At 70.9% G+C, this 26,380-nt stretch carries 24 protein-coding genes; 10 read left to right on the top strand and 14 right to left on the bottom strand.

Going from position 1 to position 26,380, the window contains the following annotated elements:
- On the top strand, positions 1–352 hold a 352-nt coding region (locus tag K8638_RS22680), incomplete at its 5' end, for a hypothetical protein (RefSeq protein WP_223756670.1).
- Positions 353–1,025: 673 nt separating this feature from the next.
- On the opposite strand, the gene K8638_RS22675 is transcribed toward K8638_RS22680, so the two are convergent.
- Positions 1,026–1,754: a sterol desaturase family protein gene (locus K8638_RS22675; RefSeq protein ID WP_223756669.1), complete on the bottom strand. Its 729-nt coding sequence runs from the start codon at positions 1,752–1,754 to the stop codon at positions 1,026–1,028.
- Positions 1,755–1,776: 22 nt separating this feature from the next.
- Positions 1,777–2,283, bottom strand: a complete 507-nt coding sequence (def, locus tag K8638_RS22670) for a peptide deformylase (protein ID WP_223756668.1) — start codon at positions 2,281–2,283, stop codon at positions 1,777–1,779.
- Between the two features lie 176 nt (positions 2,284–2,459).
- Between def and K8638_RS22665 the strand changes: the two genes are divergently transcribed.
- A complete protein-coding gene (locus K8638_RS22665; RefSeq protein ID WP_223756667.1) occupies positions 2,460–2,942 on the top strand; it encodes a nuclear transport factor 2 family protein in 483 nt (160 codons plus the stop codon).
- Positions 2,943–2,970: 28 nt separating this feature from the next.
- Here the strand turns inward: K8638_RS22665 and K8638_RS22660 are convergent, their stop codons facing one another.
- Complete coding sequence (locus K8638_RS22660) at positions 2,971–3,453, bottom strand: hypothetical protein (RefSeq protein ID WP_223756666.1); 483 nt, start codon at positions 3,451–3,453, stop codon at positions 2,971–2,973.
- The gene (locus K8638_RS22655; RefSeq protein ID WP_223756665.1) at positions 3,450–3,908 is read right to left on the bottom strand and encodes a MarR family winged helix-turn-helix transcriptional regulator; all 459 of its coding nucleotides are present in this window, start codon (positions 3,906–3,908) and stop codon (positions 3,450–3,452) included. The genes K8638_RS22660 and K8638_RS22655 overlap by 4 nt, the downstream gene beginning before the upstream one ends.
- Before the next feature lie 110 nt (positions 3,909–4,018).
- Here K8638_RS22655 and K8638_RS22650 point away from each other — a divergent pair, with 110 nt between their 5' ends.
- Positions 4,019–4,675 (top strand): hypothetical protein, encoded by a 657-nt coding sequence (locus K8638_RS22650; RefSeq protein WP_223756664.1) that lies wholly within the window; start codon positions 4,019–4,021, stop codon positions 4,673–4,675.
- 10 nt (positions 4,676–4,685) lie between these two features.
- On the opposite strand, the gene K8638_RS22645 is transcribed toward K8638_RS22650, so the two are convergent.
- From K8638_RS22645 to K8638_RS22630, 4 genes are all read right to left on the bottom strand, one after another.
- Positions 4,686–6,179: a hypothetical protein gene (locus K8638_RS22645; RefSeq protein ID WP_223756663.1), complete on the bottom strand. Its 1,494-nt coding sequence runs from the start codon at positions 6,177–6,179 to the stop codon at positions 4,686–4,688.
- Between the two features lie 126 nt (positions 6,180–6,305).
- Positions 6,306–6,926 (bottom strand): hypothetical protein, encoded by a 621-nt coding sequence (locus tag K8638_RS22640; protein WP_223756662.1) that lies wholly within the window; start codon positions 6,924–6,926, stop codon positions 6,306–6,308.
- Between the two features lie 112 nt (positions 6,927–7,038).
- A complete protein-coding gene (locus K8638_RS22635) occupies positions 7,039–7,656 on the bottom strand; it encodes a DUF2378 family protein (RefSeq protein ID WP_223756661.1) in 618 nt (205 codons plus the stop codon).
- Complete coding sequence (locus K8638_RS22630) at positions 7,653–8,765, bottom strand: 3-oxoacyl-ACP synthase III family protein (RefSeq protein WP_223756660.1); 1,113 nt, start codon at positions 8,763–8,765, stop codon at positions 7,653–7,655. The genes K8638_RS22635 and K8638_RS22630 overlap by 4 nt, the downstream gene beginning before the upstream one ends.
- A gap of 408 nt (positions 8,766–9,173) precedes the next feature.
- Between K8638_RS22630 and K8638_RS22625 the strand changes: the two genes are divergently transcribed.
- On the top strand, positions 9,174–10,871 hold the full coding sequence (locus tag K8638_RS22625; protein WP_223756659.1) for an MASE1 domain-containing protein: 1,698 nt from the start codon (positions 9,174–9,176) through the stop codon (positions 10,869–10,871).
- A gap of 87 nt (positions 10,872–10,958) precedes the next feature.
- Here K8638_RS22625 and K8638_RS22620 read toward each other — a convergent pair whose 3' ends face one another.
- The 3 genes from K8638_RS22620 to K8638_RS22610 form a co-directional block, all read right to left on the bottom strand.
- Positions 10,959–11,477: a hypothetical protein gene (locus K8638_RS22620; protein ID WP_223756658.1), complete on the bottom strand. Its 519-nt coding sequence runs from the start codon at positions 11,475–11,477 to the stop codon at positions 10,959–10,961.
- A gap of 246 nt (positions 11,478–11,723) precedes the next feature.
- The gene (locus K8638_RS22615; protein ID WP_370644082.1) at positions 11,724–12,260 is read right to left on the bottom strand and encodes a vegetative protein; all 537 of its coding nucleotides are present in this window, start codon (positions 12,258–12,260) and stop codon (positions 11,724–11,726) included.
- Between the two features lie 213 nt (positions 12,261–12,473).
- Positions 12,474–12,641: a hypothetical protein gene (locus K8638_RS22610; protein ID WP_223756656.1), complete on the bottom strand. Its 168-nt coding sequence runs from the start codon at positions 12,639–12,641 to the stop codon at positions 12,474–12,476.
- A 199-nt stretch (positions 12,642–12,840) separates the two neighbouring features.
- On the opposite strand from K8638_RS22610, the gene K8638_RS22605 reads away from it, so the two are divergent.
- The 3 genes from K8638_RS22605 (at position 12,841) to tkt (ending at position 17,135) form a co-directional block, all read left to right on the top strand.
- Entirely contained in the window at positions 12,841–13,689 is an 849-nt protein-coding gene (locus K8638_RS22605) for a MoxR family ATPase (protein WP_223756655.1), read from the top strand.
- A 15-nt stretch (positions 13,690–13,704) separates the two neighbouring features.
- Positions 13,705–14,910, top strand: a complete 1,206-nt coding sequence (locus K8638_RS22600; protein ID WP_223756654.1) for a VWA domain-containing protein — start codon at positions 13,705–13,707, stop codon at positions 14,908–14,910.
- Between the two features lie 167 nt (positions 14,911–15,077).
- Positions 15,078–17,135 carry a transketolase gene (tkt, locus tag K8638_RS22595; protein WP_223756653.1) on the top strand — a complete coding sequence of 686 codons (2,058 nt, stop codon included), beginning with the start codon at positions 15,078–15,080 and terminating at the stop codon, positions 17,133–17,135.
- Between the two features lie 242 nt (positions 17,136–17,377).
- Here tkt and K8638_RS22590 read toward each other — a convergent pair whose 3' ends face one another.
- From K8638_RS22590 to K8638_RS22580, 3 genes are all read right to left on the bottom strand, one after another.
- Positions 17,378–18,871, bottom strand: a complete 1,494-nt coding sequence (locus K8638_RS22590; RefSeq protein WP_223756652.1) for a hypothetical protein — start codon at positions 18,869–18,871, stop codon at positions 17,378–17,380.
- Between the two features lie 215 nt (positions 18,872–19,086).
- The gene (truB, locus tag K8638_RS22585) at positions 19,087–19,980 is read right to left on the bottom strand and encodes a tRNA pseudouridine(55) synthase TruB (protein ID WP_223756651.1); all 894 of its coding nucleotides are present in this window, start codon (positions 19,978–19,980) and stop codon (positions 19,087–19,089) included.
- On the bottom strand, positions 19,977–21,083 hold the full coding sequence (locus tag K8638_RS22580) for an AAA family ATPase (RefSeq protein ID WP_223756650.1): 1,107 nt from the start codon (positions 21,081–21,083) through the stop codon (positions 19,977–19,979). The genes truB and K8638_RS22580 overlap by 4 nt, the downstream gene beginning before the upstream one ends.
- Before the next feature lie 204 nt (positions 21,084–21,287).
- On the opposite strand from K8638_RS22580, the gene K8638_RS22575 reads away from it, so the two are divergent.
- The 3 genes from K8638_RS22575 (at position 21,288) to K8638_RS22565 (ending at position 26,377) form a co-directional block, all read left to right on the top strand.
- Positions 21,288–22,949 (top strand): LVIVD repeat-containing protein, encoded by a 1,662-nt coding sequence (locus K8638_RS22575; RefSeq protein WP_223756649.1) that lies wholly within the window; start codon positions 21,288–21,290, stop codon positions 22,947–22,949.
- 150 nt (positions 22,950–23,099) lie between these two features.
- Positions 23,100–24,710 (top strand): LVIVD repeat-containing protein, encoded by a 1,611-nt coding sequence (locus K8638_RS22570; RefSeq protein WP_223756648.1) that lies wholly within the window; start codon positions 23,100–23,102, stop codon positions 24,708–24,710.
- 98 nt (positions 24,711–24,808) lie between these two features.
- Positions 24,809–26,377 (top strand): LVIVD repeat-containing protein, encoded by a 1,569-nt coding sequence (locus K8638_RS22565; RefSeq protein ID WP_223756647.1) that lies wholly within the window; start codon positions 24,809–24,811, stop codon positions 26,375–26,377.
- Positions 26,378–26,380: the final 3 nt, after the last annotated feature.

Here is a 26,380-nt window from a genome sequence, read left to right as displayed (position 1 = left end):
GGTAGGTGCTGCCGGCTGCGCTTCGCAGCGCGACCTGGCTGGCACCTTCAAAGAATTGACTGCGGTTTCCGCAATCTGTCTTCTACTTGGGCTTGCTATTTGGTTTTCAAAGACCGAGTCGCTTGTGCTGCTGACGACTTTTTGCTACCGTTGCTGCTCTTGCTGCCTGCCGTTTTCAACCGGCGGGGCTGCATTCTTTATTCGAGTCCGCATCCGCTGTCAACTTCGACTTTCGCGTCCTCGCTGGCCTCTCGAAGTCCTCAGCGCCGCCCAGTGGCTTCCGCTGTTTTCTTTCGAGGGGGCGCGGCTTCTACCGCTTCGCCGCATCCCGTGTCAACCGCTGCTTCGTTGACTTTCCCGACCGAGTCGCCCGTTCAACTTCTTCCCGGGCTTTCCCTTCGTCGGGGTCGCGGCTTCTACTTCATCGCCGCGTTTTCTGTCAACCTGCTGCGTTGACCGCCGTATTCTGAATTTCGCTTGCTGCTGCCTCGCCTCCGAAGTGCCTTCCGCGCCAGTGCGCGGGCTTCGGTGCGAGGGGCGCGGCTTCTACCACCACCGCGTCTCGAGTCAACCGCTTCGTCGACCCGATTTATTCTCGCTGCCAGCTCCCGATCTGTACCGCCTCGGGTGGGGCGCGGCTTCTACCACCTTCACCGCGTCCCGGATCAACCTATTTGGTGGATCCTTCACATCTTTTTTCCGCCCGGCCTGCTGCTTCGCTGAGCCGCCCGTCCGAGGGGGCGCGGCTTCTACCACCGCCGCGACAAGGGTCAACAACCTTCGCCGACCTTTTTCTTCCCCCCGTTCGCCGCCCGGTGACCAGCCCCGGTGCGTCGTGCGGAGGTCCAGTAACTAACGCGTTGTGACGTGGCCGTCAAATGCTCTTGATCGAAGGTTCAGGTCACGCCGTCGCAATCGGGGATTTATGCAGCCCCTCCATGGGTGTGAACCCCCTCCTCCGGGACGCCACCTTCTCCTGGAAAATCAGCGCCTTACAGCCCGGACAGCAGGCGGGCAGAGTGTCTCTAGACGTCCAGGCCGTCGTGGCGCGCGGGCGCCCCTGACTGATCTCCCGCGCTCTCTGCTCCCGGCCGCCACGCCGTGCCGAAGAGCCAGTCGGAGAGCGGGAAGGTGATGTTGAAGTTGTGCCGCTGCATCTTCGACGGGTCGTGGTGCACCTGGTGGTGGCGCCGCAGCCGCTGCATCAGCGGGAGCCGGGCCACGGGGTGCTCGGGGGGCAGGTGGTGGCAGAAGTGCAGCCACTCGTAGGTCAGGTAATAGCCCACTGCCGAGGCCGCGAAGAGCCAGCCCACATTGGGGGACACGAGCGCGAAGCCCAGCGCCGCCAGCGGGGTGGCGATGGCCCCGAGGAAGAAGAGCAGCAGCACGGGTGGGAAGAGCACCATCTTCACGTCGCGCGAGGACTCGTAGGCGAGGGCCTCGTGGGTGAAGAAGCGGTGGTGCTGCTCGGTGTGCCGCTGGAAGAGCAGCCCCAGCCCACGCCGGCGGTGGTGCATGGGCCCGCGGTGCCCGAGGAACTCCACCACGTTCCCCAGGAGGAAGACCGCGGGCACCGTCAGCCACTCGAGTGGAAGCACGCCCTCCAGGCGGGAGAGCGAGAAGCCCATCACCGCCAGCGACCCCAGGCTGGTGAAGGCGAAGTGTGCCCGCCCGGAGTAGCGCGGACCTACGTACTTCGCGCGGTACCCGTCGCGGAAGTCCCTCACCCGCTCCGGAATGCTCTGCGCGGTCATGGCTCCCCCCAGTGTCGCGGTGCTAGCCCTTCTGCCGGGCCTTCACCTTCTGCAGCTTCTTCATCCGGTCCAGGATGAGCGTGCGCTTGAGGCTGGACAGGTGGTCCACGAAGACGTGCCCGTCCAGGTGGTCGATTTCGTGCTGGAGCACGTGCGCGAGCCGGCCCTCCGCCTCCAGCTCGTGCCACTCGCCCGCCTTGTCCTGGTAGCGCACCTTCACCTTGTGGAAGCGCGGGCACTTCTCCCACTCGCGCGGGACGGAGAGGCAGCCCTCCTCCAGCGTCACGTTCTCCTTCTTCTCCAACACCTGCGGGTTGACGATTTCGAAGAACGTGCCGTCCTCGCGGCCCACCAGCGCCACGCGCAGGGGCTCGCCGACCTGGTTGGCGGCGATGCCGATGCCCTCTGCTTCCTTCATCGACTCGGCCATCTCCTCCAGCAGCTTCTGGAGCGAGGGGCCGAAGTCCGTCACGGGCTTCGTGGGCGAGGTGAGAACCTTGTGGGGCCAGATGACGATGTCGCGAGCCATGGGGCCGAATCTGCCATGCACCGCCGGCCGCCGCCGCGCCATTCCGCACACCAACGGTCCGGAGGCGTACACCCCGGGCCCCCGCCCCGGCGGCGGCTCCCGGATGACCTCCTTACCCGGAGGTAAGCGTCGGACAGTTGGGGCGCGCACACTGAGAGGTCTGCTACACGGGCCCCATGCACCCGCACTCCCAGCTCATTTCCGACTTCTACTCCGCGTTCCAACGGCGCGACGCCAAGGCCATGGCCGCCTGCTACCACCCGGACGTGGAGTTCACCGACGAGGCCTTCGTCGGCCTGCGCTACGCCCAGGTCACCGCCATGTGGAGCATGCTCTGCGAGCGCGGCAAGGACCTGGAGCTCACCTTCCGCGACGTCCAGGCCGATGACCGCACCGGCCGCGCCCACTGGGACGCGCGATACACCTTCAGCACCACTGGCCGGAAGGTGCTCAACCGCATCGACGCCGAGTTCGAGTTCCGCGACGGGAAGATTGTCCGCCACCGCGACCACTTCGACTTCTGGGCGTGGTCGCGCCAGGCGCTCGGGCCCGTGGGGCTGGTGCTCGGGTGGTCCCCGATGCTCCGAAACAAGGTCCGCGCCACGGCCCGGGCATCCCTGGACAAGTACATGAAGGAGCGCGGCATCCAGGGGCCGTGAGGAGTCCTCCCGGGCGCCCCTCCGCTCCCTATCGCTGGACGCCGTCCCTCGCGGGCAGCGGCGCCACGTCCGGAGGCACCCAGCCGGCGCGCGCCTCCGCCGAGTCCAGCGTCTCCTTCCGGTAGTGCCGCTCCAGCAGCCTCGCGTCGCCCAGCTCGGGCCTCGCCTCCAGGAAGGCGTCGAAGGATGGGGCGTCCGGCGCCGCGTCGAGCGCCGCCTGGACCAGTTCCACCCAGGCCCGGGTGAGCGTCTCGTGGTACTTCCCCGTCGCGCCGAGCGCCGCCGCGTAGCGCTGGATGAGGCCGCGCACCCGCGCCAGTCCGGCCTCGAAGCCGCTCTGCCGCAGACACACCCAGGCCAGCCGCACGTGCTCCCGGTGCCGGAAGTCCGCGCCCGGGTACGTCGTCGCCTCGATGGCCGCGAGGAAGCCCGCGTCCGTCAGGTCCGGGCCCGCGGCCCGGGCGGCTTCGTCACGTCTCTCCTCTTGCTTCACCGCTGCACTGCTCATCATCCGCCTCCCTTCTTGCGTGGTTTGCGTGCCGGGCGGGCCTCTTCTCCCGCCTCGGCGAGGGCCGTGAGCCCCTTCGTGAGTCCCTCCACGTCTCGCGCCGACAGGCCTTCGAGCGCCGCCTCCTCCAGCGCCTCCAGGCGCCGGTGCACCCGGGCCGCCAGCGTCCGGCCGGCCGCCGTCAGTGACACCTGGAACGAGCGCCGGTCCTCCGGCCGCAGCTCCCGGCGCACCAGCCGCTTCGCCTCCAGCCTGTCCACGTAGCTGGTGAGCGTGGAGCGCTTGTGGGCAAAGGCCGCATGCAGCGCGCCCAGCGAGGTGTCCCCCGACTCCAGCAGGTACGCCAGCAGGTGCGCCTCCCCCTGCGACACGTCCAGTGGAGGCTCGGTGGCCTCCAGGAACAGGCCGATGCGGTGGGTGGCTCGGTGGACGTCCAGGACCAGGCGGAGCGGCTTCATGCTCCCCCCATAACACATGCTCCGATTTCGGAAGTTCCGAAATCGTACCAAATGCCCGCCTGCCCTTGGCTCCGTGCCCGGCGCGCCTGGATGCTCTATCCTCCCGGGCCATGTCGCCTCAGCCCGAGAACGAGACCGTGGACGTGCTGGACCTCTGGCTGCTGGAGGTCGTCCTGGAGCTGCCCACGCCGCTGCACATGCTCGTGGAGCCGAATCCCCACGTCGCGCTCAACATGCCGGATGACCCGCGGTTCTCCCGCGAGGAGCTCTGTGAGCGGCTGTCCGTGCTCGCCGAGCGCGGCCTCATCCGCGTCCATGAGCTTCCGGATGGACTGGAGGAGCTGTACTCCCCGGAGCAGATTTCACGCGCCATCGACGCGCGCCGGCCCCGCTCCTTCTTCGGCTATGCGCTGACGCCCGAAGGCGGCGCCGTCTGGGAGCGGCACGCCCGCCCCGACTGGAGCCGCTACGTCAACGCCGGGCAGGAGCCGACCGCGGATGATGCTCCGGACACATGGGTCATCGAGGCCGCGAGCCTCGAAACCGCCGAGGAGGAGCTCCGCTTCCACGAGACGCTCGGAGACGAGAACCAGCCCGTCCACGAGTCGAAGCGCGGTGAGGAGCTGGCCCCCTGGCAGGTCACCTACTGGAAGGCCCTGCCGCGCGGCTACCGGCTCCGGTACACCACCGTGCCCCGGCCTCGCGACGTGCAACGCATGAGGTCCGTGCCGGCGCGGGCTCCCTGGTACACGCGCGTGTGGCTGTGAGCGCGCGCCGTCACTCCCCGCCGGGCTCGAGCCGCTGGATGACCAGGGGCCCGCGGCCCTCTCGGGCCAGCTTCACCGTGCAGCGCACGTTCCCCATCCAGTCGAGGAACTGCATGGCCACCGTTCCGTCGTCGTGCAGCAGCAGCGAGCAATAGCCGTTGTTGCCCAGCTCCGGGCGCACGCCCGTCCACTCGGGGAAGCGCGGCCGGGACTCCACGAAGCGCAGCGGCGCGGGGGAAGCGCCGCCCGGCTCCGCCCTCCGTACCGGCAGGCCTCCGTGCCCCAGGCTCGCACCGAGGAACGGCAGCCCCTGCCCCCTGTCGAACAGCGCTCCGTACGGCGTGCTCCCCCAGAGCCACAGGTCCGCCAGGGACTGCTCCACCACCAGCGCCTTCAGGTCCTCCAGCAGCTCGGAGGTCCGCATGCTTCCGTACCGGTACGGCGCGCCATGGCTCATCAGGAGGTTCACCGCCCCGCGACGGCGTCCCTCCACGAGCACCGACTCCAGCCAGCCCAGCAGCGCCGGCTCCCGGTGCCGCCCCGGCTCGAAGTACGCCGTGTCCAGGCCGATGAGCTGGAAGCGCTCCGACGCCAGGCAGAAGTAGCTGCCCTCCTGCACCTGCCGGGCTCTCGCGGCCCCCCGCCGCTCGTCCAGGTAGCGGAAGTACGGGGAGCCTCCCGAGCGCATCTCCGGGCTCGCGTTCAGCGTCAGCACCGTCGTCACCGGGAGCAGCGACTCCAGCGGCTCCGCCATGTGCGCGTCGAACTCGCCCTGCCGGCCCGCGTAGTACACGCCGCCCAGGTGCACCGCGTACTCCAGCCGCTCGCCCCGCATGAGGAGCTGCCGCGCCACGTAGCGCGCCGGGTACTCGCCCGTGCCGAAGTCCGAGAACAGCGCCACCTCCACGGGCCTGCCCGGCGCGGGCTCGCGCAGTGCATAGCGGAAGCGGCTCGGGTGGCGCGGGTCGTCGTGCCTCCGGAAGGGGGCCACCGGCACCGTGGCTCCGCGCAGCCAGGCCTTCCCGGTGAAGAGCAGCCAGCCCCGCAGGTCCGCCACCGGCTCGAACTTCGTCCGCGACGGGTCGATGGGGATTTCGCTCGTCATCAGCGGGAAACGGAAGTCCGGCGGCAACTCCACTGACGCCTTCGCGCGGAAGGGCGGCTGCCTCAGGGCCTGGAGCGCTTCCTCCGGCGCGCGGAGCGCCTGCTCCACCTCCTGAAGCACGCGCGCGAAGTCCAGCTCCGACACCGGTGCGCCCATGCTCTCGCGCGCCAGGTGCAGCACCTCGTCCGGCTCACTCAGGAAGCGCGCCCGCAGCGCGTCCAGCGCTTCCGGTTCGAGCGGAGGCAGCTCCTGCGCCTCCAACCCGGCCGCGTCACCGCTCACGCCTTCGAGGACTACCGCCGTCCGCTCCCGCGCCGGGCCCACCGTGCGCCCACGACGCGAGGCCGTTGGCGCCCGGTACCCCAGTGCCGCGAAGAGCTCCATCCGCTTGCTGTCCATGGGCGCATCTTCCTCCGCCGCACTGACGGTGGGAAACGCGCACTCGCCCGGGGAGCCATTCCCTGACGACTCCTGGACCGTCGCGGTCGCATCTCACCCGCCTCGCCTGGGGCCGCGCCCCCGTGCCTACTCCTCGGCCCGGGCCTCGGCCTGCGCGGCCTCCCACGCCTCCCACTGCTCACGCGCGTCGCGGTGGTGGCCGTCGCGGTACGCATACAGCGTGTAGTACGAGCCCGTCGCGAACCCGGGCAGGCGCGCCGGGTTGAACACGGCGGTGCTCGAGACCGTACCGCCCACGAAGCCCGCGGGCACCTCCACCAGCCGCAGCGCGCACCCGGCCAGCACCAGCCCCGCCTGGGGCACGTCGTTGCTCACCAGCGTGCACGTCCCCAGCGCCGTGAAGCTCCCGTCCGGCAGGTTGAAGCGCGCGTAGAAGGGCACCTGCTGTCCCGGCGGGAACGTGGGGTCCGTGAGCCGCACGCACGCCGTCGCCGACCCCACCCGCCTCCGCCCCTCGTACACCACCTTCCCATCCCGGGGCCGGTGCAGCGGCACGTACAGGCTCCCGCCCAGCTTCACATTCACGGCGAAGGGCGCCTGTGCGCACACCGCCGGGTCCGGAGGGCTCGCCGGGTCCTCCTCGGAGCGGAACTGGTACACCACCTCCCCGGCTCGGGCCTCGGACGACACCGCCACCACCGCCAGCATTCCCAGCACCGCCACAGCACCGCCGTGAATACGCGACATGCGAGCCCCTCCATTCAAACCGCGGGTTCTGCTTCCGGCGACGCGCCAGCGGACACACGCCTCCCGTGCGCCCTCCCTCCCGCCGCGCGTCTTCCGCTCGAGCCCCGGACCGCTACTGCCAGGACAGCGTGTACTCGGTGTCGAGCGGCCCCGTCTGCCGGCCGTGCACCTCGACGCCCTTGCCCCCCACCGCCTCGATGACCGCCAGGAGCGTGCCCTCGTGGTAGGGCGGCGGCATGAAGTCCCGCTTCATGGTGAAGATGCCGCTCTTGTCACCCGTCCAGCTCACGCCGCGCTCGCCGTAGCTCACCGCCGCGCGGTAGCCCGCGTGCAGGTTGCCCAGCAGCCGCTTCGGACTGTCCGAGGCCAGCAGCAACAGCGTCTTGCCCGCCGCCGAGGACAGGAAGTCCGTCGTCGCCTGCACACCCATGCGCCGCAGCGCCCCATCGAAGCCGCCGTACTGCGGCCCCATCACCTGCGCCGCCGCGTAGGCCAGCTTCAGGAACGAGGCCACCGGGTAGTTGAAGAAGTCGGTGAACTTCTTCTCACCACTGGCCGCCAGGCAGCGCTCCACCGCCCTGTCGCCGCCGAGCGAGCGCACCGCGCCCACCACGCCGTTGAAGAACAGCCCACGCGCCGTGTCGTCACGCGTGGCCAGGGCCAGCCGCTCTTCCAGGTCCTTCGCTACCCTCGGCTCGAGCCCCGAGAGGGGTCCGCTCTTGTCGCTCATAGTCTCACCAGCTGTGCGCCGTAGTGGATGTTCGCTCCCACCGCCGCCACCACCACCAGGTCTCCTCCCCCCAGCCGCACGCGGCCCGACTCCAGGTCCTCGGCCAGCAGGATGAGCATCCCCGCGGCAGACGTGTTGCCGTATCGGTCCACGTTGCACGCCACCGTCTCGGACGGCAGGCCGGCGCGTGCCACGAAGGCATCCATGACACGCTTGTTGGGCTGGTGGAAATAGTACCGCCGCACCTGGGAGCGCAGCTCCGGCCGGGGGCCGAGTACCGTGTCGAGGCACTTCTGCATGTACTCGGGATAACTGCGCGCCACCTTGAAGCCGTCCACGATGAAGGCCATGTCCGCCGGGCGCATCCGTCCCGGCTGGTACGGCAGCTTCAGCAGGCCACCGCCCTTGCGGATGACCAGGTCCCCGTGCGCGTTGCCGGAGAAGGACGCGATGATTCCCTCGCTCCCCGCCTCGCCCGGCTTCGCGCGGAGCACCACCGCGCCCGCGCCGTCGCCAAACACGTACATGGACAGGTAGCCGGACAGCGCCTTCGGGCGGCCCGGCCCGGGCGGCAGCTCGTCCGTGTAGACCTCGCGGTTCACCAGCGGCGACGTGAAGGCCGACGCCACCACCGCCACCGTGCGGAAGCGGCCGCCGTCCATCATCTTCTTCACCATGTCCAGCACGTACGGCGTGCCGCCGCAGCCGTCGTCCACCAGCAGCGCGAAGGCGTCCTCGCGCAGCTCCAGCCGCCGGTGCAGCTCCATGGCGTCGTGGTTGAAGTGCGGCGCGTCCGGCGTGCACGTCACCACGAAGAGCGCGTCCAGCTCACCCGCGTCCACACCCGACTGCGCGAGCGCCTTGCGCAGCGCCACCTCGCACATGTCCGTGTTGTTGGCCGGGTAGAAGTGCCCGTCGTTCTCCGGCGGCGGCACCGCCCGGCCCGAGACCTCGTCGATGTCCCAGAGGAAGCGCCGCTCGCGGACGCCAATCTTCTCCTCGATGCGCTCCGCCGGCCATCCCGGGATGGCTCGCGCGATACGCGCGTTGCTCACGGCCCGTGAAGGAACGAAGGCTCCCGCGCCGACGACACAGATGTTGGGTGTCATTTCATGGCCCCGTCATTTCACAGCTCTGCCGGATGGGAGGGATTCCCTGGCTTGTCGGGGTTGAGCAGGATCCAGGCCACGAACAAAGTCATTGAAATGACTGTCGCCTTGTCCCGAAGGGCACTTCACTTTTGAAGCACACGGCCGCCAGGCCTCGTGCCAAGCTGGCGTAGTTCCTGGCGGCAAGAGTGAGATTCAAGACTGAAGTGGCAGTACTTCAGGGTGAAGCACCGGGGGAGCGGCCCTTTCTATCTGTGAGTCCTGAATTCACCATGGGTGTCGTGTTCAACTCGTCGGGCCGTGCAACACCGTTTTCTCGCAGTACCGGAGCCGGATTGCGGCCCGTGAAACAGCGTCTCGCCGCCCCCACCGCGCCCGAGGCCCATGGCATCCTTCGAGACATCGCGCGTGTCGACCTCCGAGCCCAACCGCCGCAGGTGGCAGCCGCTCACGCGGCTGGTGTTCTTCGCCGCCGCGTACGCGCTGTCCGCCCGGCTCGGCGGGCTGCTCGTCTTCCCGCCCGAGCACGTGTCCGCGATGTGGCCCCCCAGCGGCGTGGCGCTCGCGGGCCTGCTGCTCACCCGCTCCCGGGAGTGGCCCGGCCTGCTGCTGGCCGCCGCCGTCACCGGCTCCTTCGCGCTCCACCCGGAATGGAAGAGCTCGCCCTTCATGCTGGCCATCGCCGCGGGGAACCTGCTGGAGGCGCTGGTGGGGGCCACCCTCCTGCGCCGGCTGGTGCGCTTCCACGCCTCCCTGGACCGGGTGAAGGACGTGCTCGGGCTGGCGGGGCTGTCGGCCCTCGCCAGCACCGCGCTCGGCGCCACGCTCGGCGTCGGCATGCTGGTGGCACGGGGGCACCTGGCGCTGGACGGGTTCTGGCCTGCCTGGCGCGTGTTCTGGGTGGGCGACGCCATGGGCGTCCTGGTGGTGGCACCGCTGTTGCTCACCTGGCTGGCGGGGGGCCCGGCCCGGTGGGCGCCCCGGCGCCGCGCGGAGCTGGCGACGCTGCTGGTGTGCCTGGGCGTGGCCACGCACCTGGTGTTCCGCACGCCGAACACCAGCGCGCTGGCGGCGTCCGTCTTCCACCCGATGACCTACCTGGTCTTCCCCTTCCTGCTCTGGGCGGCGCTGCGCTGCGAGGCCCGAGGCGCGGCCCTGGCCACCGCCGTGCTGTCCACGGTGGCGCTCTGGCACACCGCCCGCGGCGGTGGCCCCTTCGCCCAGGCGGCGTTCCACAACGCCAGCATCGCGTGGCTCCAGTCCTTCCTCGCCGGCGCCAGCCTGTCCGGGCTGCTGCTGGCCAGCGCGCTGAGTGAGCGGCGCCGGGCCCAGGACGAGGTGAGCCACCTCAACCGGGAGCTGCGCGAGTCGCTGCGCACGCTCGCGGCGACGCAGGCGGAGCTGGTGCGGCGCGAGCGACTGGCCGCGCTCGGCGAGCTGAGCGCCACCGTGGCCCACGAGGTGCGCAACCCGCTGGGCGCCATCGCCAATGCCGTGGCGGCCCTGCGCCGGCTGGCGCCCCAGGCCACGGAGGGGCCCGCGGGCACCCTGCTGGGCATCATGGACGAGGAGGTGCACCGGCTGGACCTGCTGGTCAACGACCTGCTGGACTTCACCCGCCCGGTGGAGCCCCGGCTCGAGCCCCAGCCCCTGCAGCCGGTGGTGGAGGGCGCGCTGACGGCGTCCCTGCGCTCCGGAGGTCCCCACATCACCGTGTCACGCGAGGTGGACGAGCGCCTGCCCCCCGTCGCCGTGGACCCGCAGCTCCTCCACGTGGCCCTCACCAACCTCTTCACCAACGCCGTGCAGGCCATGCCGCGAGGAGGCACCCTCACCGCGCGGCTCGAGCCCGACACGCGCGACGGCACCCCGCATGCCCGGCTGACCATCTCCGACACGGGGCACGGCATGGCCCCGGAGGTGAGGGCGCGCATCTTCGAGCCGTTCTTCACCACCCGCGCCAGCGGCATCGGCCTGGGGCTCGCCATCGTCCGGCGCATCGTCGACGGCCACCACGGAGAGGTGTCCGTCCAGAGCGCTCCCGGACAGGGAACGACCTTCACCGTGTGGCTGCCGTATGCGGGGGCGGCCCACGGGGCGGCGTGAGGGGCCCACCCCCACGAGCAGGAAAGGCCGCTCCACCCGAAGATGGACCGGCCTTCCCACGTCTTCGCCGCGTCTGGCGGGGACGTCTCAGAACGGGATGTTGTCGTCGTCGCCCGGCGGGGGGATGTCGTCGTCCCCACCATAACCACCGCCCCGGCCGCCGCCGTAGCCACCGCCCCGGCCGCCGCCGTAGCTCTCGCCGCCACCACCACCGCCGCCCTGCTGGCGCGCGATTTCCGCCTCGATGGCCGCCAGGAGCTGGCGCTCCTTGTCGTGCCAGCGCGACTTGCTCGGGTCATTCAGCGTGCGCCGCGCGCCGTTCGCGTAGAACTCCAGGTCCTGCATGCTCGCGCCCGCGATGGGGGCGCCCTTGCTGCGGCCGTAGTTGGGGAACACCATCCCGTCGCCGCCACCACCACCGCCGCCACCCGCCGGGGCCGACCGGCGCGCGGCCGGGGCCGCCGCGTCCGGCGTGCCTCCAATGGACATCTCTCCCAACGTCAGCGTGAAGCCCTCGCCGCTCCGGACCGCCGTGCCCACGCGCACCTGTTCCACGCGCCCGTCGGGGCGACGCACCGCCACGGTGACTGGATATTGCTCGCTCATGCGGCCCGAATCCCACCACCAGCCGGGCACTGTCAACGACGGCGCGCGCGGGGATGTCCGGCAGCGAGCCGCTCGCCTGGGGTGCGCTCACGGATGCCCGGAGCCCGTCTGGCGGAGGTCCCTCGGCGGCCACGCACGGAAGCGCCAGCCGCGTCCCTCGGGAGAGGACAGGAACTGGATGTGACAGGTCCAGCACACCCGCCGGGATGCACCGCCCCCCCAGAGGGAGCGGCGCCGCGCCGCGGGTCAGTGCAGGGACACCATGCCGCTCTTGCCCTTCTTGCGCACCCACGCCTTGGGCTTGGGCGGCACGGCGGGCGCTGCCGGCTGGGCGCGGGCCCCTTCCTTCAGCGCCTTGCTCGCGGCGCGCCCGCGCGGCAGCTTCACCTCGCGCACGGACTGCGGCTTCGCGTCGTCCACCCACTCCGCCGGCCGGCGGTTGGTGCGCATCAGCAGGCGCAGCTTCTGGTAGTGCGCCGAGCAATAACCCTTCGAGCGGCTCGGGCGCTTGCAGCCCATGATGGCGCAGGCCCGCGCGCCCTCTTCCGCCCGCGCGCGCTTCACCGGCGCCGGAGCCGGGGCCTTCTTCGCCGCGGCGGCCCGGCCCTTCTTCAAGGCAGCGCCCGCCGGCGGCTTGCGACGTCCCGGCCCCCGCGCTGGCGCGGGCTCCGGAATCACCGAGGCAGTCCTCACCCCGGCCATGGAGCCGAGCCGGCTGGTCAGCGGCGCCAGGCGATACGTCGCCGAGCGCAGCTGCTCCAGGGCCTCGAGACTCTCATCCATGCGACGCACGGCCGCCTGTAGCGGCGCCAGTTGCGCCTGCAGCTCGCGGCGGAACATCTCCCCAAGGGCTTTCGCGATATCCATCGCGGGGCAGAATACACGTCACCCCGGGCTCCGCGCGTGAAATCCATACAGAACCAGCCTCAACGGTTGGCCAGCGGGCGAAGTCATACATCCCGCTGAGTCACGCCGTAGCCGCCGGAAGAGACGTTCTCACCCACGCGCGCGGGGCGCGGGGACGGGCTCGGTGTCCGCCGCCGGGTCCGCGGACTGCACCGCCTGACGCTCGGGAGGCAGGGTGGCGGACGTCACACCACAGGCGCGCAACGCCAGGGAGAGCGCCCACACCACCAGCAGTGTCGGAACGAACGGATGACCCACGACGACGCCTCCAGGAAAACCGGCCCTGCTCCAGTAACGGGCCGGGCGGGCTTTCTTACGAAACGCCGCCTGGCCGCTTCCTTGATACGGACGAGCCTACGGGTCCGGTCTGACGTGCCCGGAAGGGCAGGTGCGGGGGGAGGGCGGGCCTCGAAGAGGGCCCCCGCGACGGGGCCGCGGATGTTAAAGGAGACGGGCCATGACTCCGGTTCCCACCCCCGTCCGCTTCAAAGGCACCGATTCCTACCTGACCAACGAGGGCCTCCAGGCCGCGGTCAACTGCGCGCTGACGCTCCAGCGGCCCCTGCTCGTGAAGGGCGAGCCCGGCACGGGCAAGACGCTGCTGGCCGAGGCCATTGCCCAGTCGCTGGGCCACCGGCTGCTCACCTGGCACGTGAAGAGCACCACCCGCGCCCAGGACGGCCTGTACGTCTACGACACCGTGCAGCGCCTGTATGACTCGCGCTTCGGCGACGGGGACGTGCGAGACATCCGCCGCTACATCCGCCAGGGCCCCCTGGGCGAGGCGTTCTCCGCCCCCGAGCGCGTGGTGCTCCTCATCGACGAGGTGGACAAGGCGGACCTGGAGTTCCCCAACGATTTGCTCCACGAGCTGGACCGGATGCGCTTCCGCGTCACCGAGACGGGCGACGAGGTGGTGGCGAAGCACCGCCCGGTGGTGGTGATTACGTCCAACAACGAGAAGGAGCTGCCGGACGCCTTCCTGCGCCGCTGCGTCTTCCACTTCATCGACTTCCCCGACGCGGACCTCATGCGCCGCATCGTCGCCGTCCACCACCCCGGGCTGGACGGCACGCTGGCGGAGCAGGCGCTGAAGGTCTTCTACGAGCTGCGCAACTTCACCCGCCTGCGCAAGCGGCCCTCCACCAGCGAGCTCATCGACTGGATTGCCGTGCTCAAGTCCCAGGGCGTCACCGACGTGAAGCTGGACGAGAGCCTGCCGTTCCTCGGGGCCCTGCTGAAGAAGGAGCAGGACCTGGTGTCCGTGGCCGAGGCCTTCGGACGCGGGCGGCGGCCCCGGGCCTAGCGAGGAGAGGGCGCCATGTTCCTGCCATTCTTCTACGAGCTGCGCCGGCGCGGGGTGAAGGTGGGCGCGCAGGAGGCGCTCGCGCTGGCGGGAGCGCTGCGAGCCGGGCTCCACGACAGCGGCCTGGACGGCTTCTACCACGTGGCGCGCGCGCTCCTGGTCCACTCGGAGACGCAGCTCGACACGTTCGACCAGGCGTTCCTCGCGCACTTCAAGGGCGTGGAGACCGCGGGCCTGGAGCTGACACAGGAGCTCTTGTCCTGGCTGGAGGAGGCCCGCGAGCGGCGCGATTTGTCCCCGGAGGAGCTGGCGCTGCTGGAGCAGCTGGACCCGGAGGAAATCCGCCGGATGCTCGAGGAGCGGCTGCGCGAGCAGAAGGAGCGCCACGACGGCGGCAACCGGTGGGTGGGGACGGGGGGCACGTCGCCCTTCGGCAACGGGGGCTTCGCGCGCGAGGGCATCCGCGTGGGCGGCAAGGGCGGCCGGCAGGGCATGGCGCTGATGCAGGCGGGCGCGCGCAGGTACGCGGGCTACCGCGATGACCTGGTGCTGGACACGCGGCAGATGGCGGTGGCGCTGCGCAAGCTGCGGGCCTTCGCCCGGGACGGGTCACCGGACGAGCTGGACGTGGACGAGTCCATCGCCGCCACCGCGAGGAACGCGGGCGAGCTGGAGGTGGTGACGCGCCCGCCGCGCCGGCCCAACACGCGCGTGGTGCTGGCCATGGACGTGGGCGGCTCCATGGACCCGTACGCGGCGGTGATGAGCCGCCTGTTCAGCGCGGCGAGCCACGCGACGCACTTCAAGGAACTGCGCATCTTCTACTTCCACAACTGCGTGTACGGGAAGCTGTACGCCACCCCGCAGCTCACGGGCGGAATGACGGTTCCGGAGCTGACCGCGCAGGTGGGGCGGCACCACAAGCTGGTCATGGTGGGCGACGCCTCCATGGCCCCGTACGAGCTGTCCATCCGCACCGACGCGGAGGGGCACTACAAGGCGGACGGGCTGGAAGGGCTGACGTGGCTGATGCAGCTCGCGCAGCACTTCGAGCGCAACGTCTGGCTCAACCCCGAGCCGATGGGCACGTGGCGCACGGGCACCATCTCCGTCATCGCCCGCGTCTTCCCCATGTTCCCCCTCACCGTGGAGGGCCTGGGCGAGGCGGTGACGCACCTGACGCGCGGACGCACCGTGAAGGGCGTGGCGGCACGGCGGTGAAGCGCCCGTAGGCCCTTCGCGGTCCATTCCCCTGCCCCGCGGGGCAGGAATTCCCCGCGCCCCGTGGACTGCCCGACGGCCGGGTGGGCGGGGCTCGCGTTTGGTGCGGCACTCGGGCGTCAGTTACGGCATGGTGCGCCGCACGCGAGCGGGAGCGCGAGGACACCATGACGACCGACAAGCAGGACGTGCTGTGCATCAACACCATCCGCACCCTGGCCATGGATGCGGTACAGCAGGCCCACTCGGGCCACCCGGGGGCGCCCATGTCCCTGGCCCCCGTGGCGTATCAGCTCTGGCAGCAGGAGCTGCGCTATGACCCGTCCAACCCCATCTGGCCGGACCGGGACAGGTTCATCCTCTCCAACGGCCATGCCTCCATGCTGCTGTACGCGCTGCTCCACCTCGCCGGGGTGAAGCGCGTCACCCGGGACTACCGCGTCGAGGACGTGCCCACCATCTCCCTCGACGACATCAAGAAGTTCCGCCAGCTCGACTCGTCCACCCCCGGCCACCCGGAGTACCGGTGGACCAGCGGCGTGGAGACCACCACCGGCCCCCTGGGCCAGGGTGTCGCCAACAGCGTGGGCATGGCCATGGCCAGCCGCTGGCTCGCCGGCCACTTCAACCGCCCCGGCTTCGAGCTGTTCAGCTACGACGTCTACGCCATCTGCGGTGACGGCGACCTGATGGAGGGCGTCGCCGCCGAGGCCGCCTCCGTCGCCGGCCACCTCCAGCTGCCCAACCTCTGCTGGATTTACGACAGCAACCACATCTCCATCGACGGCAGCACCGACCTGGCCTTCACCGAGGACGTGGGCCGCCGCTTCGAGGGCTACGGCTGGCGCGTGCTCCGCGTGGCCGACGGCAACGACCTCGCCGCCCTGGGCGAGGCCCTGCGCACCTTCAAGACGCTGCGCGGCAAGCCCACGCTCATCATCGTCACCACGCAGATTGCCTGGGGCGCCCCCAAGCTCCAGGGCTCCTCGAAGGCCCACGGCGAGCCGCTCGGCGAGGAGGAAATCAAGGGCGCCAAGCGCAACTACGGCTGGCCCGAGGACGCGAAGTTCCTCGTCCCCGACGGCGTGCGCGAGCGCTTCCAGGAGCGCATGGGCCACCGCGGCAAGCAACTGCGCGAGGCCTGGGAGCAGCGCTTCGCCGAGTACCGCAAGCAGTTCCCCGAGCTGGCCGACGAGCTGGAGCGCATGCAGCGCAGAGACCCGCCGAAGGGCTGGGACTCGGAGCTGCCGACGTTCCCCGCCGACGCCAAGGGCATGGCCACCCGCGAGTCCAGCGGCAAGGTGCTCAACGCGGTGGCGAAGCACTACCCGTGGATGGTGGGCGGCTCGGCGGACCTCAACCCGTCCACGAAGACGTACATCACCGGCTCGGAGCCCATGAAGCCGGGCGAGCACTCCGGCCGCAACGTGCACTTCGGCGTGCGCGAGCATGCGATGGGCTCCATCGTCAACGGCCTGTGCCTCAGCAAGCTGCGCGGCTATGGCGCCACGTTCCTCATCTTCAGTGACTACGAGCGCCCCGCCATCCGCCTGTCCGCGCTGATGGAGCTGCCGGCGCTGCACATCTTCACGCACGACTCCATCGGCCTGGGCGAGGACGGCCCCACGCACCAGCCGGTGGAGCAGCTCGCCTCGCTGCGCGCCATTCCGGGCATCATCGTGCTGCGCCCGGCGGACGCGAACGAGGTGGTGGAGTCGTGGCGTGTGATTGGCGAGCAGCGCAAGCACCCGGTGGTGCTCGTGCTCACCCGCCAGCCGGTGCCCACGCTGGACCGCAGCAAGTACGGCGCGGCCTCGGGCGTGGCGCGCGGCGGCTACGTGCTGGCGGACGCGGAGGGTGGCAAGCCGGAGCTGGTGCTCATCGGCACCGGTAGCGAGGTGCACCTGTGCCTGGAGGCCTACGAGAAGCTCAAGGCCGAGGGCATCAAGGCCCGCGTGGTGAGCCTGCCCTCGTGGGAGCTGTTCGAGCAGCAGCCCCAGGAGTACCAGGACAGCGTGCTGCCTCCGTCCGTCACCGCCCGCGTGTCCGTGGAGAAGGGCGCCGCCTTCGGCTGGGACCGCTGGGTGGGCTCCGGCGGCAACGCCATCGCCATGCGCAGCTTCGGCGCGTCCGCGCCCATCAAGGCGCTCCAGCAGAAGTTCGGCTTCACCGTGGACAACGTGGTGCAGGTGTCCAGGGACACGCTGGCGAAGGCGAAGAAGTAGGCCGCCGCGGAAGAAGGAAAGCGCCCCGGACCGTCCCCCAACGGTCCGAGGCGCCTCACGCTTGTTCCGCCGGGGAGAAGTGTCCCCGGGCCGTCCCCCGACAGCCCGGGCACCTCTGGCCCCCTGCCCCCCCGGCAGAGGCCCCCGGACAACACCCGGCTCGCTCACGCCGCGGGAGGTGCGGCCCCCCGCATCCCGGCCCCCGCCGGGCTCCCGCGACGTGAGTCCGCCAGGAATTCAGCTCACCCCACCAGGTGCGTGGGGCGGTGCACCGGCTCCCCCACCCGGCTCATCTCGCGCAGCATCCGCTGGAAGTCCGCGTTGTTGATGCCCGTCTGGCCCTGGGACATGGCCCGGGTGGCGTACTTCTCGTAGATGTCGAGCACCTTGCGCGCATCCGGCCCCAGCCGGCTGTAGTTGTCGCGCACCCACTTCTGGAGGTCCGCGAACTCCACGCCCGCCGCCTGGCCGTCGTGGTCCCCCGCACCCGCCTTGATGGCCTCCGTCAGGTCCTTCGCCGAGACGCGGCCGTTCTTCACGTCCAGCTTCTCCAGCGCGGTGCGCATGGAGTCGTCACGGAACGTCTTGAACTGGCCCGCCTCCTTCAGCATCTCGTCGAACTTCGCCTGGGACATGCCCGCCGGGCCCGCGGCCTTGGCGAACTTCTCGTAGGTCGCCAGCACCTTGCGCGCCTCGGGCGTCAGGCGGTCCTTGTTCTCGCGCGCCCACTGCTGGAACTCGCGCAGCTCGGAGGTGGTGGAGTGGCCGTCCGTGTCGGCCACGCCCTCGCGGATGGCCTGCAGCAGGTCCTCGCCGGAGACGGGGCCCTGCTCCTTGTCCAGCTTCTCCAGCGCCTTCTTCGCGCTCACGTCACCGACGCCGCGGAACTCCTTGAGCATCGCCTTCCACTCGGCGCGGGACAGGTCCTTGTCGCCGTCCGCCGTGGCCTTGCCCGCGTGCTTCTCGAAGATGCCCAGCACCTCCCTGGCCTCGGGAGACAGCTTGTCGCCGTTCTTCTTCGCCCAGTCCTTGAAGGCGTCGACCTCGGCCTTCGTCTGGCCGTCCGCGTCGCGGGCGCCGCGCTCGATGGCGCGCGCCATGTCGCGGCCGGAGATGGGAGCCGCCAGCTTGTCCAGCCCGGCCAGCGCCTTCTTCGCGCCCTGGTCACCGACCTTGGCCATCTCCGCCAGCATCTTGTCGTGCTCGGCCTGGGGGATGCCCGTCTGGCCGGCGGCCTGCGACTTCGCCGCGTACTTCGCGTAGATGTCCATCACCTGCTTCGCCTCGGGCGTGAGGCGGTCGGCGTTCTTCTGCGCCCACTCGGCGAAGGCGCGGAACTCACCCGCGGCCGCCTGGCCGTCCAGGTCCGCCGTGCCGTTCTTGATGGCATCCGCGAGCTGCTCGGCGCCGATGGGGCCCTTCGTCTGGTCCAGCTTGCCCAGCTCCACCAGCGCACCCAGGTCCAGCGGCGACCAGCCGCCCGGCTTCGTCGGGGGCGGGAAGCAGCCGCCCGGCGTCGTCGGGAACGGCGGGGTGCCGCAGCGGCCAGGAAGCGGCCGGGGGAAGAAGTCATCCCGGGGGAAGCAGCCGCCCGCGGTGATGCCGTGGCGGGTGTCCGCGAGCGGGTTGCGCGCGGGCTCGGTGGCCGACTGGGCGGTCTGGACTTCCACCTTCGTGGTGGTCGTCGTGACGCGGAAGGACGCGGTGGCGAGGTGGGCGGAAAGGCGGGTGGTCATTTGGAGTCTCCGTGTTGGAGCGTGATGACCCTGCCTATTGCGCGCAGCGTGCCACACATCAGCGCCGGTGGCCGCACTTCCACTTCCAAGTCTTTTCAATGGGTTGGGAGAACGGAGCGGGCTCGGGGGGTGGTGACAACAGTCACCACCGGTGACAACCGTCATCACCGGGCCCGGGGAGGTGGTGACGGGAGTCACCAGCTCCCCGTCCCCCGTCACAGCCCGCCGCGCAGCTCCGTCTCGCTCCACAGCGCGCCCTCGCGCTCGCGCAGGAGGAAGGTGAGCCTCCCCAGGTGGAAGCCGCGCACCGGGGCCTCGGGGTCGGGAAACCCCGGCGGCAGCCTCCAGTCCGGGGGCCGCACCCCGCCGGGTGGAATGGAACGTCCATTCCGCAGCTCGCCCACCTCCGCGTCCGTCAGCGGCCTCGACCGGCACCAGGGCAGCAGCTCGCGCCCATGCACCCCCACGCGCTGTCCCGGGCCCGGGTCCTCCCAGGGGCCAATCGCCGTGCGCCGCAGCGCGGACAGGTGCGCGCCACAGCCCAGCACCCGGCCCACGTCCCTCGCCAGCGAGCGCACGTAGTAGCCGCCCCGGCACGTCAGCAGCAGCCGGCTCGAATGCGGCAGCGCGTGTGACAGCCACCGCGCCGAGTGCAGGTACACGCGCGACGGCGGCAGCTCCACCACCTCGCCCCGGTGCGCCTTGCGGTAGGCGGGCTCACCGCCCACCTTCTTCGCGCTCGTCGCGGGCGGCACCTGCTCCGTCCAGCCCACGAAGCGCGCGAGCGCCGCGTCCAGCACCTCGGGCGTCAGCCCCGCCGCGTCCCCCTGGTGCACCGGCCGGCCGTGCAGGTCTCCCGTGTCCGTCTCCGTGCCCCACACCACCTCCGCCTCGTACGTCTTGGGCACGGCGTGCAGCAGCTCGAACAGGCGCGTGGCTCCGCCCACCAGCACCAGCAGCAGCCCCTCGGCGAATGGGTCCAGCGTGCCGCCATGGCACACCGGCACGCGCTTCCCCGGCCGCGCCCGCGTCTCCTCCAGGAAGGCCTGCACCACCGAGAAGCTCGTGGGGCCCACCGGCTTGTGCACTCGATAGATGCCAGGAGTCATGACCCGCCCGCTCCGCCCTCCGCCACCTCCGTGGCGCCACCGTGCTTCACCAGGTGCACCGGCTCGCAGTGTGAGCGCTCCGCCACCGCGCGCGCCAGCGCTTCCGCGTGCGTCGTCACCCAGACCTGGCTGTGCTTCGCCGCGCGGGTGATGAGCCGGCCCAGGGGCTCCAGCAGGTCCGGGTGCAGGCTCGTCTCCGGCTCGTTCAGCGCGAGGAACGGCGGCGGCCGGGGGCTCAGCAGCGCCGCCAGCAGGCACAGGTAGCGCAACGTCCCGTCCGACAGCTCCGCCGCGGCCATGGGCCTCATCAGCCCCGGCATGTGCAGGTACACGCTGAAGCGCCCCTCCGGCGAGCGCACCTCCAGTTGCGAGCCCGGGAAGGCCTCGTCCAGGCACTGCTCCAGCGCGCGCCGGTCGCCAATCTCGTGGATGGTCAACAGCGCCGCGGCCAAATCCCTCCCGTCATGCGCCAGCACCGGCGTGCGCACACCCACCTGCGGGTGCCGCATGGGCGCGTCCGGGTCCGTGCGGAAGTGGTGGTAGAAGCGCCACGCGCGCAGCGTGCGCTGCACCTCCGCCAGACGCGGGAAGCGGTGCGGCTCGGCGAGCTGGTCCATCACCGACTCCGCGCTCCAGAGCTGCGTGGGGAACGACACCCGCGTTCCCTCCGCGTCCCGCAGGAAGGCCGTGCGGTCCTTGCGCTCCATCAGCACCACCTTGCGCCCTCCCGAGAAGGCCCACAGGTGCTCCTCCTTCACCTCCGGGTCCAGCTTGAAGGGGTCCGGCACCGGCGAATGCGGGTCGTGCGGGACGGCGCCACAGCTCAGCTCGTACGCGAGCTCCCCCAGCTCCACGCCCACCGTCAGCCGCACCGGCTTCTTCCCCTCGCGCGAGCCCGCCCACAGCACGCTGGGCGTACCGCCCTCCTCCGCGAGCGTGCGCGCCAGCCGCCCCTCCGCCGCCGCCACCAGCAGGTAGAGCGCGCGGTACAGGTTCGTCTTGCCGCTGCCGTTCGGCCCGACGATGACATTCACCGGCCCCAGCTCCAGCGAGAGCCTTCGCACCGAGCGGTATCCCGCGATTTCCAGACGAGTGATGGGCATCGCCCCCCCACCCTACCCTTCTCCCCCCTGGCCCGCTGCAATGCCAGGACCAACAGGGCTCGAAGCGCCGCGAATCCGCGGTCGCGGCGCGAGTCGCGTATCACGCCGCAACCATCTCGGGCAGCACGAGCGCAACTGGGCGTCCGAAGACGTTGGGATGAAGCCACCACCCTCGTGGATGGCGCCCTGCCCGCCGAGGTCCACATGAGGTCTCCCCCGCGCTCGCACCGGTTGGTGCTGTCCGCCTGTGTGCTGATGCTGTCGGTGCTCTCCGGCTGTGATGACGACTCCACCCCGAACCCCACGCCCGATGCCGGCGCAGAGGACTCGGGGACACCGGACTCCGGCCCGCTCGAGGAGCCCTGGGACGGCGGCTACACCGTGCTCGAGGAGCGCGGAGACTGGCTGGACCGCGGCCGCTTCGCGCCGTGCACCTTCGACTCCGCCGGGGACCCCACCACCATCAACTGCGAGGACCTCTCCCGGTTCGACCTGTCGCGGTGCTCCCCGGACGCGCTCGCGGGCCTGACGCCGCACGGCATCCACCTGTCAGACCTGCGCGGCGAGACGCTCCTGCCCGACGGTGGGACACGCATCAGCCCGAACTTCGCCAGCTTCATGCTCCACTCGGACGGGGGGACGGACACGCTGGACGGCCAGCCGCTCAACATCCGGAACACGGACGGCGGAACCTTCTTCCTCTCCAGCAGCCGCACGATTCGCACCCGGACCACCCTCACCGCCCTCGCGGGCTGCCAGGTGCCGTCCCCCGGAATCATCACCGGATGCTACGCCCGCTGCGTCAACGGCAGGTTCAGCCAGACCGGCACCTTCGAGGCGCACCGCATGCCGGGACGGCCGGGTGAGCCGGAGTCGTCCGGCGGGCTGCGGCTCATCTCCGAGTCGCCCGTGGCGCTGGGCGACGCCGCGGACGTCTACGTCACGAAGGACCACGCCTACGTCGTATCCATCTATTGGCGCGCCGGCGACAACGGCGGGCTGACCGTCTTCGACGTGAGCGACCGGGCCCACCCCGTCTTCAAGACCTCCATCAGCCTGCCCGGTGACTCGTCCTGGAACGGCGTCTGGGCCAGGGGCGACGCGCTCTACATCGCCGGCAACCGCTCGGGCGTCGTCGTCTACGACATCACCGACCCGGGGGCGCCCGCGTACGTCCGACACCTGTCCGCCGGGGAGGGCGGCGCGCACACCGTGCTCGTGGATGGGGACCGGCTGTACGCCATGTCGCCCTTGGGCGTGACGTACGTCTACGATGTCTCCAGTCCGCTGGCCCCCAGCCTGCTCACCATCATCGCCCTGCCGGAGGAATTCACCTTCGGCAGCACCCATGACGCCTTCGCCTACGAGGGCCGCCTCTACATCAGCAACACGTTCGGTGGGTACTCGGTGGTGGACGTCACCGACATCAACAACGTGCGGCACCTGGGCCAGTACGTGCACGGCGCCTATGCGCACCACAGCGCGGTGGGCACCTTCGCCGGCCGCACCATCGCCTTCGAGGGGACGGAGTTCAACGCCGCCCACCTTCGCGTGCTGGACGTCACCGACCCCGCGCACATCGTCAAGATTGGCGAGTTCCGGCTGAGCCCCGTCACCTCCATCCACAACATGATTCTGCGCGGCAACCGCCTCTACATCGCCTGGTACCACGAGGGCCTGCGCGTGCTGGACGTGTCCAACCCGACGAAGCCGCGGCAGGTGGCGCACTACAACACCTTCCGGGAGAGCGACCCCGGCCGCACGGACAACATCTTCGAGGGCACCTACGGCGTCCGCGTCCCCGGGGACGGGTACGTGTACCTCGCGGACTCCGTGCGCGGCCTGCTCATCCTCAACGAGCTCTGAGGCCCGGCACGGGCGGAGGCGGGCACCTGTCCGCCCGCCTCCACTCCCCGGGTGGCGCCACTTCCCGGCACGGGGGACGGCCTCTAAGCTCCGCCGCCGTGCGCCCCGAGGCCGGAGCGGGCGTCCTTCCCGAAGCCGAAGAGGTCCTTCATGTCCTCCCGTGCCACGCGCCTGCTCCTGGCGCTCACCTGCGCCGCGTCGCTGGCCGGTTGCTCCTCCGAGCAGCAGGGCGGCCCCGCACCGCTGGCGGAGCCCCCCTCCGTCCCCTATGACGGGTTCTGGACGCAGCTCCCGGAGAACGGTGAGTGGACCGACCCCGGCCCCCTGTCCGCGTGCTCCGTGCAGGCTTCCTCCACCGCTTGTGGCGACCCGGCCACCTTCTTCGACCTGTCGGGTTGTGAACGCGGCTCGCTCGCGGGCCTGGAACGGCAGGGCGCCATCTACCGCGCGGAGCTCCGCTACGAGGGAGCGAACGCCACCGGCAGCCCCGGCTCCGCGGGCTTCCAGTTCGACGCCTCCGGACAGCCGCTGCGAGTCCTGGGACAGCCCCCGCTCGATTCCCGCGTGGATGCGGAGACCTTCCTCCTGTCGTCGCAGCAGACGCGCGGCGGCACCACGGACCGGTACGTGTTCGCCGGCTGCCAGGCGTCCGGCCCGCGCACGTTCACCGGCTGCCTCGCCGTGTGCAGGAACGGCCAGTTCCGCGCCCGAGGCACCTTCCGCGCGGAGCGCATGACGTGGCGGGAGAACGAGCCCGAGTCCTCCGGGCTCCAGCGCGTCTCCGAGTCCGTCGTGGAGCGCGGCTACCCGTTGGACGTGTACGTCACCCGGAGCCATGCCTACGTCGTCTCCGGCCCCACCGGGGCGCAGCGGCCCGGCGGCCTCACCGTCTTCGACGTCAGCGACCCGCGCGCCCCCGTGCGGCGGGCGTCCTTCGCCCTGCCCAACGACTCCTACTGGAATGGCGTCTGGGCGAAGGACCACGCGCTCTACGTCGCCAGCGGCGACGCGGGGGTGCTCGTCTTCGACCTGACCGACCCCGCCAGCCCCTCCTTCGTGAGACGAGCCGAGGTGCAGGGCGCCTCCGGTAGCATCAACGTGCACACCGTCTTCGTGGAGGGGGACCGGCTCTACGCCATGTCACCCTCGCTCGGGGCGACGCTCATCTTCGACGTCTCCTCGGACCCGCTCGCGCCCCGGCTCCTCTCCCGCGTCGCGTACGGCGACGGGACGGGCTACCCACATGATGCCTTCGCATCCGAAGGCCGGCTCTACGTGAATCACACCGTGGACGGCTTCCTCGTCGTCGACGTGGGGGGAGAAAACCCGGCGCTGCTGGGCAGGTACACCTACGGGAACGCCTACAGCCATGCCAACGCGGTGGGCACCTTCGCTGGCCGCACCGTCGCCTTCGAGGGCGGGGAGACGCTCGGCGCACACGTGCGCGTGCTGGACGTCACGAACCCCTCCGGCATCGCCAAGGTGGGCGAGTACAAGCTGCGCGGCGTCACCTCCATCCACAACATGGTGCTGGTGGGCACGCGCCTGTACATCGCGCACTACCACGAGGGCGTGCGCGTGCTGGACGTGGCGGACCCCACCCGCCCCACCGAGGTGGCGCACTTCAACACCTTCCGCGAGTCGGACCCGGGCCGCTCGGACAGCATGTACGAGGGCGCCATCGGCATGCGCGTGCCCGGTGACGGGTACATCTACGTGGTGGACACGTCGCGCGGACTGCTCATCTTCGACGACCTCTGAACAGGACTCCTTCCGCGAGCAGGTCCGCCTTCCTACACTGAAAGCCTGGGTGACAGTCCGCGGGCCGGAGCGGGAGCGCCCACGCAGGGAGATGCCTGATGCCGTCTGCTCGCACCGCGTTGACGGTCCTGCTCACCTGCGCCGTGTCCACGCTCGGATGCGACGCCTCCGTGGAGCAGCCCTGGGATGGAAGCTATGTCCCGCTCGAGGAGCGGGGGGATTGGGTGGACACCGGGCCCCTCTCCACCTGCCGCGTGCTGGAGGAGGGCGCCGCGCCCTGCGGCTCGCTGGAGTCCTTCGACTTGACGCGATGCAAGCGGCGCTCGCTGGAGGACCTGGAGCGCCGGGGCACCTTCCGGGCCGAGCTGCGCTCCGAGCCGGGGGACTCCGATACGGAGGTCCGGCGCGGGGTCCGCGGTGGCGGCTTCAAGCTGGGGTCGAGCGGAGCACCGGAGCTCGTCTTCGGAGCCCCACCCGTGGCCGGAGTCTGGGACAGCCGGACGTTCCTCGTCTCCGGCCGCGACGGTGAGGCCGTCTACACCTTCGTGGGCTGCAATGCCGTGGACACGCACGTGCTCACCGGCTGCTTCTCCGTGTGCAGGGACGGACGGCTGGAGGAGTCCGCCACCTTCCGCGCCGAGCGCATGGTGCGCTTCAAGGGCGAGGGCGAAATCTCGGGCGGGCTGAGGCTGCTGTCCGAGTCGCCCGTGGCCCAGGGCCCCGCCGTGGACGTCCACGTCTCCGGGAGCCACGCCTACGTCATCTCCCGGGAACAGGCCGGACGGCCCGGGGGCCTCACCGTCTTCGACGTGAACGACCCGAGCGCCCCGCTGACAGTGGGCGAGCTGAGCCCTCCCGGCGCCGACTGGCGGAACGTGGCGCTCGTGGACGACACGCTCTATGCCGCCAGCGCGAACGAGGGCGTCGCGGTGGTGGACGTCTCCCGGCCCTCGGCGCCGGCCCTGCTGGGACACGTGCCCGGGGGCCCCCTCCAGGTGAGCGGCGTGAGCGTGAGTGGCAACCGGCTCTACGCCACGGTGGCCTCCCCTGAGCCCGGGATGCTGGTGTTCGACATCTCCACGCCGGGCACGCCCCGGTTCCTCGTGCGCGCCATGGTGGAGGCCCGCGAGTCAGACCGGCTCTACGCGGGCCGCGGCGCCACCACCTACGAGGGCCGCCTCTACATCAACCACCAGCACCAGGGCTTCAAGGTCGCGGACCCCAGCGGGATGGTCCTGCTCGGGAGCTACACGTACCCGTATGCCCGCAGCGTCGCGAGCGCGGTGGGCACCTTCGCCGGCCGCACCGTCGCCTTCGAGCTGGGCCAAGGCCCCGGCGCGAGGCTGCGCGTGCTGGACGCCAGCATCCCCTCGCGCATCCAGAAAATCAGCGAGTACGGCCTGCGCCCCGTCATCTCGCCCAGCAACCTGCAGCTCCGGGGCACGCGCCTGTACCTGACGTACCACCACGAGGGACTGCGCGTGCTGGACGTGTCCAACCCCACGCAGCCGCGCGAGGTGGGCTACTACAACACCTTCCGGGAGACGGACCCGGGCCGGGGAGACGGCCCGGACGAGGGCGCCGCCGGACTCCACGTCCCGGGTGACGGATACGTGTACGTGGTGGACACCGCGCGCGGGCTGCTGGTGCTGAGCGAGGCGCGGTAGCCA

This window comes from Myxococcus sp. RHSTA-1-4, from assembly GCF_020037125.1.
Classification (GTDB): domain Bacteria; phylum Myxococcota; class Myxococcia; order Myxococcales; family Myxococcaceae; genus Myxococcus.
The sequence above is the reverse complement of the archived record's forward strand: the minus strand, read 5'-3'. Positions and strand labels throughout refer to the sequence as shown.